The organism is Halovivax ruber XH-70 (genome assembly GCF_000328525.1).
GTDB lineage: Archaea > Halobacteriota > Halobacteria > Halobacteriales > Natrialbaceae > Halovivax > Halovivax ruber.
The window spans coordinates 2,658,088-2,670,713 of sequence record NC_019964.1 but is presented as its reverse complement, the minus strand read 5'-3'; the positions used below and the strand labels follow the sequence as shown (position 1 = coordinate 2,670,713).

General features: G+C 64.2%; 10 protein-coding genes and 1 tRNA gene. 6 read left to right on the top strand and 5 right to left on the bottom strand.

Going from position 1 to position 12,626, the window contains the following annotated elements:
• Positions 1-29 precede the first annotated feature (29 nt).
• Positions 30-1,031: an FAD-dependent oxidoreductase gene (locus tag HALRU_RS12825; protein WP_015301814.1), complete on the bottom strand. Its 1,002-nt coding sequence runs from the start codon at positions 1,029-1,031 to the stop codon at positions 30-32.
• A gap of 207 nt (positions 1,032-1,238) precedes the next feature.
• Here HALRU_RS12825 and HALRU_RS12820 point away from each other — a divergent pair, with 207 nt between their 5' ends.
• From HALRU_RS12820 to HALRU_RS12810, 3 genes are all read left to right on the top strand, one after another.
• Complete coding sequence (locus HALRU_RS12820; RefSeq protein ID WP_148680694.1) at positions 1,239-3,353, top strand: DEAD/DEAH box helicase; 2,115 nt, start codon at positions 1,239-1,241, stop codon at positions 3,351-3,353.
• Between the two features lie 162 nt (positions 3,354-3,515).
• Positions 3,516-4,214: a DUF7504 family protein gene (locus tag HALRU_RS12815; protein ID WP_015301811.1), complete on the top strand. Its 699-nt coding sequence runs from the start codon at positions 3,516-3,518 to the stop codon at positions 4,212-4,214.
• Between the two features lie 53 nt (positions 4,215-4,267).
• A tRNA-Pro gene (locus HALRU_RS12810) sits at positions 4,268-4,340 on the top strand.
• Between the two features lie 469 nt (positions 4,341-4,809).
• Here the strand turns inward: HALRU_RS12810 and HALRU_RS12805 are convergent.
• Positions 4,810-5,091, bottom strand: coding sequence for a HalOD1 output domain-containing protein (locus HALRU_RS12805; protein WP_015301810.1), 282 nt, complete (start codon positions 5,089-5,091; stop codon positions 4,810-4,812).
• 135 nt (positions 5,092-5,226) lie between these two features.
• Entirely contained in the window at positions 5,227-7,188 is a 1,962-nt protein-coding gene (locus tag HALRU_RS12800; RefSeq protein ID WP_015301809.1) for a rhomboid family intramembrane serine protease, read from the bottom strand.
• Positions 7,189-7,456: 268 nt separating this feature from the next.
• On the opposite strand from HALRU_RS12800, the gene HALRU_RS12795 reads away from it, so the two are divergent.
• On the top strand, positions 7,457-9,673 hold the full coding sequence (locus HALRU_RS12795) for a (Fe-S)-binding protein (protein ID WP_015301808.1): 2,217 nt from the start codon (positions 7,457-7,459) through the stop codon (positions 9,671-9,673).
• Between the two features lie 5 nt (positions 9,674-9,678).
• Here the strand turns inward: HALRU_RS12795 and HALRU_RS12790 are convergent, their stop codons facing one another.
• Together HALRU_RS12790 and HALRU_RS12785 are read right to left on the bottom strand one after the other, a co-directional pair.
• Complete coding sequence (locus HALRU_RS12790; protein ID WP_015301807.1) at positions 9,679-10,110, bottom strand: type II toxin-antitoxin system VapC family toxin; 432 nt, start codon at positions 10,108-10,110, stop codon at positions 9,679-9,681.
• Positions 10,107-10,385, bottom strand: coding sequence for a hypothetical protein (locus HALRU_RS12785; protein ID WP_015301806.1), 279 nt, complete (start codon positions 10,383-10,385; stop codon positions 10,107-10,109). The genes HALRU_RS12790 and HALRU_RS12785 overlap by 4 nt, the downstream gene beginning before the upstream one ends.
• 98 nt (positions 10,386-10,483) lie before the next feature.
• Here HALRU_RS12785 and HALRU_RS12780 point away from each other — a divergent pair, with 98 nt between their 5' ends.
• Together HALRU_RS12780 and HALRU_RS12775 are read left to right on the top strand one after the other, a co-directional pair.
• A complete protein-coding gene (locus HALRU_RS12780; RefSeq protein WP_015301805.1) occupies positions 10,484-11,416 on the top strand; it encodes a hypothetical protein in 933 nt (310 codons plus the stop codon).
• A 136-nt stretch (positions 11,417-11,552) separates the two neighbouring features.
• Positions 11,553-12,608, top strand: coding sequence for a Glu/Leu/Phe/Val dehydrogenase family protein (locus tag HALRU_RS12775; RefSeq protein WP_015301804.1), 1,056 nt, complete (start codon positions 11,553-11,555; stop codon positions 12,606-12,608).
• Positions 12,609-12,626 lie beyond the last annotated feature (18 nt).

Here is a 12,626-nt window from a genome sequence, read left to right as displayed (position 1 = left end):
CGCCGACGATCGACCGGTTGTCGAGCGCGTTACTGTGCGTCCGATTCGTTCAGATAGGCTCGAATCCGTTCCTCGCCGACGTGATCCAGGAGCCGGTCGTAGCCTCGCTGGGTTCGCTCGTCGACGGCTGCCGGGTCGCAGTACGCCTGCGAGAGCCGGTCGACGTCGGTCGCGCGGAGGGCCGCGAGTTCCGCTTCCCCGAGTCCGTGATCGTCGGGCACCCGTTCGTCGAAGTACGAGCGCCAGTGCTCCTCACGTTCGTCCGCAGGGAGTTCCGCAGCACGCCGGAACCAGTCCCAGTAGTCGGCGACAGGTTCGGGATAGCCCTGCTCACGGCGACGATCCCTAATGAGCGATCTGGCTACGTGGCCACCCTGGCCAGCAGCGGTGACGACCTGCGTGTCGCGATCGCCGCTCGGCGAGGCGACGTACAGGCCATCGATCGGCGTCCGCCCGTCTGCGTCCGCGTACGCCGGATCGAAGTACTCGGTCGACTCGCCGTCTCGCTCGAACGTCCGAAACATCGCACCGCCGTCGTCGAGCGGCCGAAGATACTCGCCGCCGTAGCGTGTCGCTGTGAGGACGTGCGCTGGCGTGGCCTGGCGACCGTCCTGCGTCTCGACGACGAAGCGTGGGGAGTGTACGTTCTCGATCGGTTTGCGGCCTGCGGTATCACTGTCACCCTCGGCGTCGGCTGTTCGCCTAACACTCGCAACCATGTCGTCGACGAGTTCGCACCCCGCTTCCCTCGCGTGGTCGTGGATCAGGTCGGTGAACGTCCCGACGTCGATCCCCGCGGGAAAGCCGAGGTAGTTTTCGAGGAATGCACACCGCTGGAGCGAGGAGTTTCCCCGGTCGAAGATGACGGTGTCGAGGCCGTACCGTGCGGTGAAGACGCCGGCCGCGCAACCGGCCGGGCCGCCGCCCACGATGACCACGTCGTAGTCGGTTGGGCGGGGCTTGTCGTCGGCCGATCCGTCGGCGGCTTCCCCGCAAGCGGTGTCGGACGTTACGGTGTCCGGGTCACTCATCGGTGCTCCCCACGACGAACCGCCGGTCGACCCAGCCGTGTTGCCGTTCGGTCACCGCGCATCCGGGTGTCGCCAGTTCGTCGACCATTGATTTAGGCTATCCTAAAACCAAGTTAGTGGTTTCGGTCTTTGACAAGACGTCGTAGCGCAATGGCGGCACCGAGCCGAGACGAACAACTCTTAAAATCCGGCCGCGTATCGATGTTCGTGTCGCAGCAGCTTCAGGCGGTGGATACCCTCTTCGCCCACCAGATCGGTGACGACTACCTCGTGGTTCCCATCCGGGACGACGACCGGTTGTTCCGTGCCAAGCTGAGCCTGTCGGAGACCTCGGCCGGGCCGCGCCCGACGAAGTTCCGCCTGAAGCAAGGATCGAGCGAGGAGCCGAGACAGCCCGACGAGTTCGTCGAGATCGCTCGCCGGGCCGACCGCATTCGGATCTCCGAGCAGACGTCCGCCGCGAAACGAGCGGAACTGCTGGAGATGCTCGCGGGCTACCAGCTCGACGACAAGGCGAAGGCGGTTCGGACCTGCCGGTACTGCGCGTCAGAGGGTCGCTACTCGCCGGTGACGACGGAGACTGCCGTCAAAGACGATCGCGACTGGATCTGTCGGGACTGTGCACGACAGGAACTCGAGCGCCAGCTGTCCTTCAGCGGCGGCGTGACAGGTGCAGCCAAAGAGCGCCTCGAAGAGCTCATGATGGAGGTTCAGGACCTCCAGCGCATCGTCAACCTCCTGAAGGGCCAGCTCGACCCGGACCTGACGAAGTTCGATACGATCAGCGCGACGACCGACGAGGTCGACCTCGCACCGGTCGACTCGCTCGATCTGCACGACGACCTGCAGGGGCTGCTCGAGGACCGGTTCGACACCTTGCTCCCGGTCCAGAGTCTGGCGGTCGAGAACGGATTGCTGGAGAGCGCGGCCCACCGGGCCGCGGACGACGCGAGCGGGTCGGACCCGCGAGCGGGCTGGCAGGACCAGCTTGTCGTGAGTGCAACGGCGACCGGGAAGACGCTGGTCGGCGAACTCGCTGGGATCGACCGCGCGCTAAAGGGCAAGGGGAAGCTGCTCTTTCTGGTCCCCCTCGTCGCGCTGGCCAACCAGAAGCACGAGGACTTCGAGGACGAGTACGGCCACCTCGTCGACGTCTCGATCCGCGTCGGGGCGAGTCGAATCGCGGACTCGGGCAACCGCTTCGACCCCCACGCGGACGTCATCGTCGGCACCTACGAGGGGATCGACCACGCCCTGCGGACGGGCAAAGACATGGGCGACATCGGAACCGTCGTCATCGACGAGGTCCACACGCTCAAGGAAGCCGATCGGGGCCACCGCCTGGACGGACTCATCTCCCGGCTGAAGTACGCGACGGAACAGCGCGCTTCGGAGCGAAGCGGATACGACGGTGCACAGTGGGTGTACCTCTCGGCGACCGTCGGCAACCCCGAGCATCTCGGGAAGGCACTGGAGGCCACCGTGATCGAGTTCGAGGAGCGGCCGGTGCCGATCGAGCGCCACGTCACGTTCGCCGACGGCCAGGAGAAGGTGCGCGTGGCGAACAAGCTCGTCAAGCGCGAGTTCGACACGAAATCGTCGAAAGGCTATCGCGGCCAGACGATCATCTTCACGAACTCGCGACGGCGCTGTCACGAGATCTCCCGGAAGCTCGAGTACGACGCCGCGCCATATCACGCCGGGCTCGACTACAGGCGACGCAAGACCGTCGAGCAGAAGTTCGGCGACCAGGAGCTGGCTGCCGTCGTCACGACGGCGGCGCTCGCGGCGGGGGTCGACTTCCCCGCCTCACAGGTCGTCTTCGATACGCTGGCGATGGGGATCGAGTGGCTCTCTGTCCAGGAGTTCCACCAGATGCTCGGTCGGGCGGGTCGACCGGACTACCACGACGAGGGGAAGGTGTACGTCCTCGTCGAACCCGACACCACGTACCACAACTCGATGGAGGGCACCGAGGACGAGATCGCGTTCAAACTCCTCAAGGGCGAGATGGAACCTGTGACGACCCCCTACGACGAGGGGGCGGCGATCGAGGAGACGCTGGCGAACGTCACGGTGGGTGGTCGTGACGCGAAGCGACTCAACGACCGTATGCTGGGCGACGTCCCGACGAAACACGCGATCGGGAAGCTCCTCGAATACGACTTCATCGACGGCTTCGAGCCGACGCCACTGGGTCGGGTGGTCACCGAACACTTCCTCGACCCGGACGAAGCGTTCGCCCTGCTCGACGGCATCCGCAAGGATGCGACGCCGTTCGACCTGATCGCGGATATCGAGTTACGGGATCAGGACCTCTAACGCACTTTTTGGTGTCTCGAACCTGTCCGTGTGTCGTGACCCGTCCGTGTGCCGGATGTGCAAGGCCCAAGACGGGAGTGCACGATTTGACCGGCCGGAAAGGTAAAGGTCGTGTTGTCCGAATAGCAATTCAACGCGGACCCCCAGTCCGAGTGACCAACGATGGAATCTACGCCGCTCGATGCTATCTCCCCGCCGGCAAACGTCCTCCTCCTGCACGATTCGCAGGCACAGCTACCCGATTGTGAGTCGCTCTGCTGTGGAGCGGACCGAACGGCAATCCTGCGAGTCTCGTTCGGTGGCGAGTCGTGTGAGGAACCGCCGCTCGGTGCGACGGACGCCCGCGTCGGGGTACTCTCCGTCGGCGACGTCATCAGGGCTGGCGAGTCGAGCGACGAGCCGGACTTTTCCGGCCCCGTCGCCGTCGACACCGTGGCGGATCCGACGGACCTGTCGGCGATCGGGGTGTCGATCAGCCGCTTTTGTGAACACTGGGCTGACGAACAGGTGGGCGTCTGTTTCAGTTCGCTCGATGCGTTACTTCGCCAGCGCGACCCGGAACCGATCTTCGAGTTCATCTACTATCTCAACCGCCGACTCGAGACCGTCGACGCGATGGCGCACTTCCATCTGGACACGTCTCGACACGAAGACCGCATCGTCGCCGCGTTTGGCGAAATCTTCGACGAGATCGTGATCGACGACAGTGCGACCGGATCGATTCCAGAGGCCACCGACGACGACGTCGCATCGTTGCTGGCAGACATCGAGGCCGAACCTGACTCGCCCACGTACCCCTGGGAAACCGGTCAAATCTCCGAGGCGACGGACGAGGACGTCGAACAGGTGCTGGGTGGGTAACCGCCCGCGACAGAACGAAACCCTTTACGCCCTGCCCGAAAAAGGAGGTGTACGGGACCGTGGGTTAGTCTGGTATACTTCGGGCCTTGGGTGCCCGTGACCGCGGTTCAAATCCGCGCGGTCCCACTTCTCTCGCCGCGAGCAAACTCGCGAGCGGCGAGCACGTGACGAGCGCGATTTGAAGGAGACGAGTCGCAGCGCGAGCGTAGCGCGGTTCGGAACGAGTGCGAGGCCGAGCGTACGCGAGGCCTCGTTTGTGTGAACGGGGAGTGAAACGACCCGTGAACGAAGTGAGAACCGCGATGCGAACGGTGTACCCGTGCGCGTGGCGAGCGACCGTCTCGGCGTGGTTCACAATCCGCGCGCTCGCATTTCTCCGCGACGAACGGATGTGAGGAGCGGAGCGTGGAAACAAGCGGTTTGAATCAGACCGAGGGTCTGGGAGCGACGCAAGCAGGTTCTCGGGCGTAGGTTATCTGCAGTCGCGTTCGATCATGGTCTCCGGTACTCGTACCAGAGCGGCCGCTACCGACGTTCGTGGACGCGCAGGGCGTCAGTAGTGTGCCTCGGCCAGCGTCCAGTCGGCGGACATCGCCTAGTCGAGGGTCATTTCGCGAGTCGCATTGGTGTTCGACGGCGTCGTGTCGGTTGCCCGAACACGGACGTCGCCGGTGGCGGTGACAGTCACGTCGTAGCCGTGGTACAGAAAGGAGACCGTTCCGGGCCCCACTCTGTCGGTCGTCGCGGTCGGCTCGAACAACGATTCCAGTGCATCAGTGTCGATGACGTCGTGTAGTGGCGGTGTGAGCGCTGTCGCGTCGACGTCTTCGCGGTCGGCGATTTCGCTGACAATCTCGACCCCAAGGTCCCCCGTCATTGCACTCACGCACTGGAAGCGGTCCTAAAACGGCTCCGGTTCGTCGGTGAGTAACAGCATAACTGGTACCGATAGTCATTTCCGAAATCCCTCGTTGACTCGCTCAATCGGTGGCAGATGACGGGTAATATCGGACTACTTCGATCCCGGATACGTCTCCCGTTCGGCGATTGGTGTCGTCACACCGTCGCGGGAGACGGTAATCCGATCGGTGTCCTCGCCGGATTCTTTCCGCACGACGAAGGGGCCGACAGACTGCGTCTGATTCACCTCGGGGACGGGTACCGCCGTCGTCTCACCGTCCTGTTCGAAGCGGACCTCGAATCCGTCGGCCGTCGGCGCGAGGAGAACCTGCGTCTCGTCGAACTGCACACCGGTCTCGACCGGCTCGGTGACGTACGAGCGGGTCCGCTCGCTGTCGACGACGAGATCGACCGCGTAGACGGTCTCGTTTCCGAGCACCTCCCAGCCGGTGCGCTCCGCGTGAACCGTTTCGTACTCGCCCGGGCCGCCGACGGCGACGGTCGCTTCGCCGTCGTAGGCGATGACGTCCGCTCGTTCGCCGATCGTAAACACCTCGTGGTCGTCACTGGCGACGAGCAACCCGTCGTAGGTGGCGTTCGACTGGGCCTCCTCGGGGAATCCGAGCATCGTCCGATCGATACTCGCGTTCTCCTCGTACGTGACGGTGTACTCACCGACATCGACGGCGCCGCTTCCGGTCGGCTCTCCGTCGATCAGGGTGAAGCCGTACGGAACGCCGACGACGGCGACGACGGCGGCCAGGACACAGAGCGTGACGAGCGCGGCCTGCCGATAGTCGATGGGGCCGTCGGTGAGTCGGTCGGGAAGCAGCGGCGGGATGGCCGGGATGACGAGCAAGGCGTACGCGACGAGGAAGATCCCGACGACGAATCCGGAGGCCTCCCCCATCGCGAGGGGCGCGGCCACGAAGAGGCCGAGCACGACGGTGAGGAGGCCGACCCAGACGATGGCGAGGCGTTTCCGACTCGGCATTCGCGGGACCGTGGCGAACGGACGTGGCAGTCGCCGGGTCGGTCCGGTCGCGGCGACGGAGACGACGACGGCGAGGACGAGCAGGAACGTGACGCCGACTCCACGATAGAGGGTGTAGGTATCGCTTCCGCCGGGCCAGACGAGCAACCAGACAGACTGGGCGAGTCCGACGAGGACGAGCGCCCCGAATATCGCACCAGTGGCGGGTGTCCGTTCGCGTGTGCGGAGGACGGCGATCGCGACGATGGCGCCAACGAGGAACCCGAGCAAGTGCGCCTGGAAACCGACGCCGGCCCAGCCCGGCGGCGAGGGGGCACCCGATTCGATCCCCGCGGTGACGATCGGATTCGCGAGGGCGTCGTAGAGGACGCCGAGTGCTGCACTCGCGACGACGCCGCCGACGGCGAGGCGGGGTGCGACGAGGAGCGTGAACGCGACGATGGCGTAGACGGCACCGGAGAAGCCGAGTCCCGGGCCGAGCGAGAAGGCGGACGTGAGCAGGGCGATGGCGAAGAGCGTACCGGGGAAGGCCACCAGTGCGCGAACCCACGGATTCGACAGCCATCCGCCCGATCGGGGCGATGGTCCGACCCGTTCGGCTGGTCCAGCTCGTCTCTCTGCGTCGGCTGGTCCGACCCGTCTCCCTGGTCCGGCTGATCCACCGTCCTGGTGGTCGGGTGCCCGATCGGGCTCGTCGGTCCGCTCGCGCTCCGACGGCGGGTAGTGCCCCCAGGTGTACTCCGCGATGACGCCGAAGACGACCGTCGCCGTCGTGTTCGAGACGAGGTGTGCCGGCGATCCGTGTGCGATCCCGGCGGTGAGCCAGCCGGTCGGGTAGAAGTACGACCACGAGATGTAGGGGTAGGTAACCGGTCGCTCCCAGTGTGCGAATCCGTGCTGGGCGAAGAGGTAGAAGGCGACGAGGACGCTCACCGTGACTGCCGTCCCCCACGGAACGCCGAAGATCAGGCGGCTGGACAGTCGCCGTCTCCAGCGCCCGAGATCGACACTGCGTAGCAGATACCCGAGTCCGAGCGCGACGGCGAGACCGATGCCGACGAGCGTTTTCGAGACGGCCATTGTCGTCCCTTCCGAGCCAGCGACCCTAATTGTTCGGTTCGCTGACGCCGACGACATGACGGACGAGAGTTGCTGGATGCCGGTGGCGATCGATCGCCGCTCTCATTGGATGCCACCACACACCCGCGCCGTCCTGCGAACGCCCCCAGAGTAGCCACGCGATACTGCTCGACAATTCTAAACCAGGTGTGAATTCGTGCGGGACGTGAGTCGGGTGGGTCGATCGAGTGTGACAAGAGTTAAGGTGGTTTACTCCGGGCACTAGGGCATGTTCAGGCCTCTCGACGGTGCCGTTCCCCTCGCGACGAGCGAGGCGACACGCGAGACGTACTGGGGTCTCACGAGTACCGAGTACGCAACCTTCTACCTCTTCGCGACGATCGCCATTCTCGTCTTCGCCTACGGCGCTTTCAGCCGGGTCGCCCGCTACGCGCGAGCCTCGGATGACCCGTTCCCGCGCGTGGACGAACTCGCAAGTCGGGTCGTCAGTGGGACGAAGACCGTGCTCTCGAACGAGAAGCAGTTCAACCGCGACCTCTACGGCGGGTTGATGCACTCCTTTATCATGTGGGGCTTTCTGACGCTGCTCATCGCGACGACGATCATCGCGGTGGACGAGTACGCCGTCCAGAAGATCTTGCACCAGCCGTCGGTCTGGATCGGCGACTTCTATCTCTCCTACCAGTTCGTCGTGGACGCGATGGGGCTGCTGTTCGTCGTCGGCATCGGCATGGCGCTCTACCGCCGCTACTGGGTCGGCAACCATCGCTTGCTCGACCGCCACACGTCGTTCGAGGACGACCTCTTCATCTGGTCGCTGTTCGCTCTCGGGGTCGGCGGCTTTCTGCTCGAAGGGCTGCGTATCTACTCGATGGGTATTCCCGAGTTCGAGCGCGTCAGTTTCGTCGGCTATGCACTCGCGCTCGCGTTCGACGGAATGGGCCTGGCGTCACTCGGACCTGAGGCGGCTGGCTTCAACACGAGCGGCTTCAACGTCGAGAACCTCCACTGGGCAATCTGGTGGCTCCACTCGCTGAACGCGTTCTTCTTCATCGCGTGGATTCCCTACGCCAAGCCGTTCCACATGCTTTCGTCGTTCGCGAACGTCATCACGCGCGACGAGCAGGCTGGCAAGCGACTGCCGAACGTCCCCGCCGACCTCGACGCGACGAACGCCGAGACCATCGAGGACTTCACCTGGAAGGAGATGCTCGATCAAGACGCCTGTACGAAGTGCGGCCGGTGTTCGGCCGCCTGCCCGGCGAAGGCGTCCGATCGCCCACTCGACCCCCGAAACGTCATTTTGGACCTGAAGAAGTACCGGGAGTCACTCGACGCCGGCGAGACGGAGGAGCAACCGATCATCGCCGACGGCGGCACGTCAGTCATCGATAGCGAGACGATGGAGTCGTGCATGGCCTGCATGGCCTGTATGGATGCCTGCCCGGTCGAGATCGAGCACTTGAAGAGCTTCACCAAGCTCAACCGCCAGCTGACCGACCAGGGCGACGTCCGCTCGTCGATGCAAGACGTCTTCCAGAACGTCATGCAAGACGGCAACACCTTCGGCGACAGCCCGCGCGACCGGGCCGCCTGGGCCGAGGAACTCGAGTTCGACCTGACCGACGCCCGCGAAGAGTCGGTCGACTACCTCTGGTACGTCGGCGACTACCCGAGCTACGACGAGCGAAACAAGCAGGTCGCCCGCTCGCTCGCGACGATCCTGCAGGAAGCCGACGTCAGCTTCGGCATCCTCTTCGAGGACGAGAAGTACGACGGCAACGACATCCGCCGTGTCGGCGAGGAGTTCCTCTACGTCGAACTCGCAGGTCACCACGTCGAGACCTGGGAGGACTGCGACTTCGACAAGATCGTCTGCACCGACCCACACTCCTACAACACGTTCGAGAACGAGTATCCGGAACTCGACTTCGAGGAGTTCGCCGACGACCCGATGATGCCGTTCGAGTACACCGACGAGTGGAACGCCGACGGCGAGATCGACGTCTACCACTGGACGCAGGCCATCGAGGAACTCGTCACCGAGGGCAAACTCGACCTCACCGGAACCGAACTCGACTACACCGTCACCTACCACGATCCGTGTCACCTCGGCCGGTACAACGACGAGTACGAGGCCCCGCGCGAACTCATTCGCGCGACCGGCGCCGACCTGTACGAGATGCCGCGCAACCGCGCCGACTCGTTCTGCTGTGGCGGCGGTGGCGGCGGTCTCTGGATGGACTTCGAGGAAGAGCCGAAACCGAGCGAAGAGCGCCTGCGGGAGGCCCTGGAGGATACCGACGCCGGTGCCGCCGTCGAGAAGTTCGTCGTCGCCTGCCCGATGTGCATGACGATGTACGAGGACGGCCGCAAGACCGGTGGCTTCGAGGACGACATCGAGATCGTCGACGTCGCGGAACTGCTGGTCGAGGCGATCGGAAAAGCCGACGAGGCCAACGTCGAGATTGCGGCCGCGGACTGAGACAGCTATACTGTACTCGGGTCGATTCGCTCGACGATTCCGTCGAAGTCGTCGTCGAAACTAAGAACGGAATCGATATCGTACTTCTCGACCACCGCGATGGTACAAGCGTCGGTGAAACTCAGTTCATGATCGCTGTACTGCCGGAACGTCTTCAGTGAGTGTTCGAAGAGTTCCGTGGTTATCTGAATCGTCTGGATGTGATCCGGGTAGCCCTCGAGTCCGAGAATTCGTTGGCCGGCGGTCAACGCAGCCTCGTAGCTTCCACTCCGTTTCCGCGTCAGCGTAATGGTCTCGTCGATTACGTAGTCGCTCGTGTAGGGCTGTCCGAATGTACCGCCGAGAACGCTACTCATCGCTTCGGTCGCTTTTGGGTGTCGCGGGGCTGCTTCGTCATGCTGGGCGAAAAAGACACCCGTGTCGATAAAGACACTCATCCGCCGTATACGATGTCGTCAATGTCGTCTTCTCGCGTTTCAACGCCGGAATTGATCGTACCGGACAGCCACCGTTCGATCTGTTGTTCGGAGAGTCCCTCGAATTCGTCACGAAACGCCTCGACAAGTTCACTCTTGGAGGTGTGCGTGCTCGTCACTATCCGTTCGAGCAACTCCTGTTGTGTGACCGTACGACCCGTCTCCAGACGTATTTCAGCCTGAAGTTCTTCGAGTCGGGACTTCGTCTCGTCCGTTACCTTGACCGAGGTGCTCATATCTCTAGTTGGGCTTTCTACTGAGAAAACTTTTCTCCTCAGGCTGGGGTCGGCATATTCGTCACCACGATTAATGGTGTGCCCGGCGAAGCTCGCTCATGGAAAGCGAGTACAGTCCCACCGAGTTGATGGATCGAGGCTCGCGGCCGAACCGCTACTACCGAAACGCAGTCGAGCGCCACTGGGATCCCGCCGAGATCGAGCTGGAGACGGATCTCGAGAACCTCCGTGCCTACGCCGACGACGCTGACGACTTCGATCGGGCGGAACTGGACGCGATCGTCACCGGCATCGCCAAGTTCGGCGCCGGCGAGGACGCCGTGACCGAGGATCTGGCGCCGCTCGCCGTCGTCCTCGACGATATCGACGACCAGTTGTTCCTCACCACGCAGCTCTACGAGGAGGCCAAGCACGCCGACTTCTTCGACCGTTACTGGCGGACGGTGGTCTGGGGCGTCGAGGACTATCTGGGCTGGGAGCGGACGAGTCCGCGGGCCGATCGGTGGTTCGACGACGCCTACCTCGAACTGTTCGAGCGGAATCGACGGGCCATGCACCGGCTTCTCGAGGACGACACGCCCGAGAACCGGGCGCTCGCGTACTGTCACTACCATCTCACGGTCGAGGGCATCCTCGCCCAGACCGGTTACTACGGCATGAGTCGGTCGTTCGGCGGCGAGTTCGACGACCTGCCCCACCTCCCCGGCCTCGTGGAAGGGTTCGACCGGATCCGAAGCGACGAGGGCCGCCACGTCGGCTTCGGGATGAATCAGCTCGAAGCCCTCGTCGAAGCGGGCGAGATCGCGCCGTCGCTGATCGAAGACACCGTCGCCGAACTCCTTCCACTGGTCCAGGGAATCACCGAAGACGACCGCTTTGCCCCCGACGAGGAACCCGTCGGGCTCAAGCCGGGCGAACTCGCCACATACGCGATGGAAAAGCACGGACAGCGCCTCACCCAGATCGCCGATGCCGCTGCGGACGTTCCCAGCGTCGAGGAACTCGTTTCCATCGACGACGGTGATCGGTGAGTCAGGTCGATCTAGACTGGTCGGACCTCGTTCGATCCGACACGCAACAATTGCCAACGGCACATAACGGGCGTGAGTCGTGCTTGAGCGAGGCGCATGTCAGTAGTGTTTTCACGTAGAACCCGAACCGTTCGGTATGGTATTCGACTCGCTCGCCGAAGGGGAACACGAGCAGGTATCGTACTTCTCCGACCCGGAGACGGGGCTGGAGGCGATCATCGCGGTCCACGACACGACACTCGGGCCGGGTCTCGGTGGCACCCGGATGCTCGATTACGAGACCGAAGCCGACGCGTTAGACGACGTGCTCAGGCTCTCGAAGGCGATGACGAAGAAGGCCGCCGCGGCGGATCTCGATCTCGGCGGGGCGAAGGCGGTTATCGTCGGCGACCACGAATCGCTGAAGACGACGGAGTTGCTGGAAGCCTACGGCCGCGCCGTCGACTGCATGGGCGGGCGCTACATCACGTCCGTCGACGTCAACTCCTCGGTCGCGGACATGGAGGTCATCGCGACCGAGACCGACCACGTCGTCGGTCGCGAGGACGGCCTCGGCGATCCGTCGCCGATCACCGCGACGGGCGTGCTCTCCGGCCTCGAAGCGGCCGTCGAGTACGAGTACGGCACCGACTCGTTCGAGGGGATCGACGTCGTCGTCCAGGGGCTCGGCAAGGTCGGCTCGGCCCTCGCGAGCGGCCTCATCGAGCGCGGCGCGTCCGTCACCGTCTCGGACGTGAGCGAGGACAACATCGAACGGTTCCTCGCGGACCACGACGCCGAACTGGTCGCCCCCGACGACATTTACGACGAACCCTGTGACGTCTTCGCGCCGTGTGCGATCGGCGGCGTCATCAACGACGAGACGGTTCCGCGCCTCGACTGCGACATCGTCGCGGGCGGAGCGAACAATCCGCTCGCCGAACGCCGACACGCCGACGAGCTGGCGGATCGCGGCATCTGGTACGCGCCCGACTACGTCATCAACGCCGGCGGCCTCATCACGGTCGCCGAGGAGTACCGCGGCGGGACGCGCGACGCCGCATTCGAGAAGGCTACCGCCATCGGTGACCGACTCTCCCGGATGATGGAACGAGCGGAGGACGAAGGAACGACGGTTCTGGACGCGGCGGACGCGTTCGCCCGTGAGCGAATCGAGAACGCCGACCGGACGACGCCCGCCCGGTTCGACTGATCGACGGTCGGCGGCACC